The sequence below is a fragment of the Candidatus Limnocylindria bacterium genome, from assembly GCA_036523395.1.
Lineage (GTDB): Bacteria > Chloroflexota > Limnocylindria > P2-11E > P2-11E > CF-39.
The window spans coordinates 1-2,911 of record DATDEH010000067.1 but is presented as its reverse complement, the minus strand read 5'-3'; the positions used below and the strand labels follow the sequence as shown (position 1 = coordinate 2,911).

Sequence of the window (2,911 nt, the reverse complement as noted above, 5' to 3'; positions counted from 1 at the left end):
TAGTTGAGCGCGGTCTCGTACCGGTGATGCCCGTCCGCGATGTACACGCGCTTGTCTCGCAGCGTCGCCGAGATGCGCTCGACGGTCGCATCATCTTCGATGCGCTCGAGCCGGTGATGTTCAGGGCCGACGGTCGCCTCGCCCGCGGGCGCTCCGGTGGCCTCGCCGAGCGAGCGCATGAGCCCGTCGTCGTCGGCGAACATGCCGAACACCGGGCTCGTGTTCGCGCGTGTCGCCCTGAGCAGCTCGAGGCGGTCGGCCTTCGCCTTGGGAAAAGTCAGCTCGTGGGGCAGCACGACGCCTTCGCTCTGGGGATAGAGCCGCAGCGCCCCGAAGATCCCGCGCCGCACGAGACGCCGACCCGCGACCTCGAACTCGTGCTGGTCCAGATAGAAGGATGCATGCTCCTCGCGGCGTAGCCGCTGCTCGGCGATCCAGTCGGCTAGGTCTTTCGCGGCGCGCGCGTACTTGTTCTCCGGACCGTCTTTGGGGAACTCGATGCGCACGAAGTTGTGCGGGCTACGCGCGTACAAGCGCTCGCGCTCCCTCTCATCGATGACGTCATACGGCGGACAGATCAGGCCGGAGAGCGCTCCAGCGACGGACGTGTCATAGCGGAATCCGCGGAATGGGATGAACTCGGCCACGTCCCGATTCTGGGGCCGCGGTCACAATGACGTCGTGGAGAGGGATCACCACGCACTGGTCGTCGGCTCGGGCTACGCCGGCGTCAAGCACGCGGAAGCGCTCGAGGAGCTCGGCATCGCGTTCACCGGTCCGCTGAGCGCGCGTCGCGTGATGGAGGATCCGCGCGCGCTCGAAGATCCAACGGTCGACGTGGTGCACGTCTGTGCGGCGAACGACCTGCACGTCGCGCTTGCCGGCCGCGCGCTACGAGCGGGAAAGGACGTCGTCTGCGAGAAGCCACTCGCCGTCGACGTGCGCGGCGCCGAGGAGCTCGTCGCCACGGCGCGCAAGACCGGCCGGGTGGCCGTGCTCGCGTACAACTACCGGTTCCATCCACTGGTCGTCGAGCTTGCGGCGCGCGTCGTGTTCCTCGGTCTGCTGCACTCGGCGCGCGGATCGTTCCTTCAGGACTGGCTCCTGCTCGCGACCGACGCGAACTGGAGGGTCGAAGAGGCGCGCGGTGGTGCGTCGCGCGCGATCGCCGACATCGGTGTGCACTGGCTCGATCTCGCCGAGCTCGTGAGCGGCCAGCGGATCGTGGCCGTCGCGGCGCAGGTGGGTCGCCTGCACGGGCGCGGCACGGAGGATCACGCTGGCCTGTTGCTTCGTTTCTCCGATGGCATGAGCGGCACGCTCGTGCTGTCGCAGGCCGCGGCCGGGCATCGGAACGATGTGGAGCTGTCGCTCGATGGCTCGACCGGATCGGCGACCTGGCGGCACGAGCGTCCGAACGAGCTGTGGCTGGGCTCGCGCGCTGGTGACGCCGTCGTCGTCGGTCGGGACGACGATCTGATCTCGCCCGCGGCGCGCGAGCTCGCGGCTCTGCCCGCGGGGCCGAATGAGGCGCGCCGCAACCTTCTCGCCGCGGTGTATGCGCGGCTGTCCGGAGATGAGCGAGAGCCCGCGGCCCCGCTCGCGACCTTCGAAGATGGGCTGCGTCACGCGCGGTTCGCAGCGGCGGCGCTCGAGAGCGCGTCGCGGGAGAGGTGGGTGAGCGTCGGGTGAAGGAGCGCGAGCGGGTCCGCCTGTCCATCCAGGACCGGCTCCTCCCCGGTGCGACGCTGCGCGAGAAGTACGACAACGCGCGCCGCTACGGATTCGAGGCCATCGAGCTCTCGCAGCAGCCGTTCGACGACGCCGAGCTCGCGCTGCGCGAGCACATCCCGATCTCGGCGATCTGCGGCGGATACCGCGGCTGGCTCATCGACCCCGATGCCGAGCAGATCCGGCTTGCGCGCAAAGACCTCGCGCGTCTCGTCGCGCTCGCCGGCGAGCTCGGGACCGGCTGCGTCGTCGTGCCGATCTGGGGACGAACGCGCAATCTGCCGAACATCGCGACCGGCCGGTCACGAGACGCGGACGAGCTGATCTTCGTCGAGGGGATGAGAGGCCTCGCCTCCCGTGCTGAGCGCGCCGGCGCGAAGCTGTACGTCGAACCGATCAACCGGTACCAGAACGACGTGTGCGTAACGATCGCCGACGCACTTCGACTGCGAGAGCGCATCGGCAGCAACGCAGTGTTCGTGATGGGCGACGTGTTCCATATGAACATCGAGGAGGCCGACATGGGCGCGGCACTCGAGTCAGCGGGCGACTGGCTCGCATATGTCCATCTCGCGGATTCGCAGCGTCACGAACCCGGCCGCGGCCATCTCGACCTCGAACCGGTATTCGCCGCGCTCGGGCGCCTGAAGTACCGCGGCTACGCGTCGTTCGAGCTCGCCGGGCTGTCGGGCGACGCCGATGCGGTGCTTCCGCGATCGGTCGCGTACGTGCGCTCGAAGATGTCCGAAGCGGGTCTCGCGTGAGCCTGGCCGAAGTGGGCGTCGCGTGAGCCTGACCGATCGTCTCGCGGAACGCGGGGAGATCGGAGGTCGCACTGTCCGCATCACCGCGAGCGGCGCGGTCGAGTGCCACGTCTACCCGCTCGGCCCGCTCTCGCCCGGGATGGTGCGCGTCCGGACCGCGTTGTCGGTGATCAGTCCGGGGACCGAGATGACCTACATCGGGCGAGATGCGAGCAATCCATATCTGCACAAGACCTGGGATCCCGAGCTGCGCATCTTCACGCCGGGGACGCCGACGCAGGATCACCCCATCGTGTTCGGCTACCGCGCGTCGGGAACGATCGACGCGAGCGGCGACGCGGATCTGCCGCCGGGCACGCGCGTCTTCGGCAGGTGGCGGCACACCGAGTTCACGACGTTGTCGCTCGCCGACGCGC

At 69.0% G+C, this 2,911-nt stretch carries 4 protein-coding genes; 3 read left to right on the top strand and 1 reads right to left on the bottom strand.

What is annotated here, in order from left to right:
* On the bottom strand, positions 1-647 hold a 647-nt coding region (locus VI056_08970; GenBank protein ID HEY6203163.1), incomplete at its 3' end, for a DUF1015 domain-containing protein.
* 34 nt (positions 648-681) lie between these two features.
* Between VI056_08970 and VI056_08965 the strand changes: the two genes are divergently transcribed.
* From VI056_08965 to VI056_08955, 3 genes are all read left to right on the top strand, one after another.
* Positions 682-1,692, top strand: coding sequence for a Gfo/Idh/MocA family oxidoreductase (locus VI056_08965; GenBank protein ID HEY6203162.1), 1,011 nt, complete (start codon positions 682-684; stop codon positions 1,690-1,692).
* Positions 1,674-2,495 (top strand): sugar phosphate isomerase/epimerase family protein, encoded by an 822-nt coding sequence (locus VI056_08960; GenBank protein HEY6203161.1) that lies wholly within the window; start codon positions 1,674-1,676, stop codon positions 2,493-2,495. The genes VI056_08965 and VI056_08960 overlap by 19 nt, the downstream gene beginning before the upstream one ends.
* A gap of 22 nt (positions 2,496-2,517) precedes the next feature.
* Positions 2,518-2,911: hypothetical protein (locus tag VI056_08955; GenBank protein ID HEY6203160.1), on the top strand; the 394-nt coding region annotated here is incomplete at its 3' end.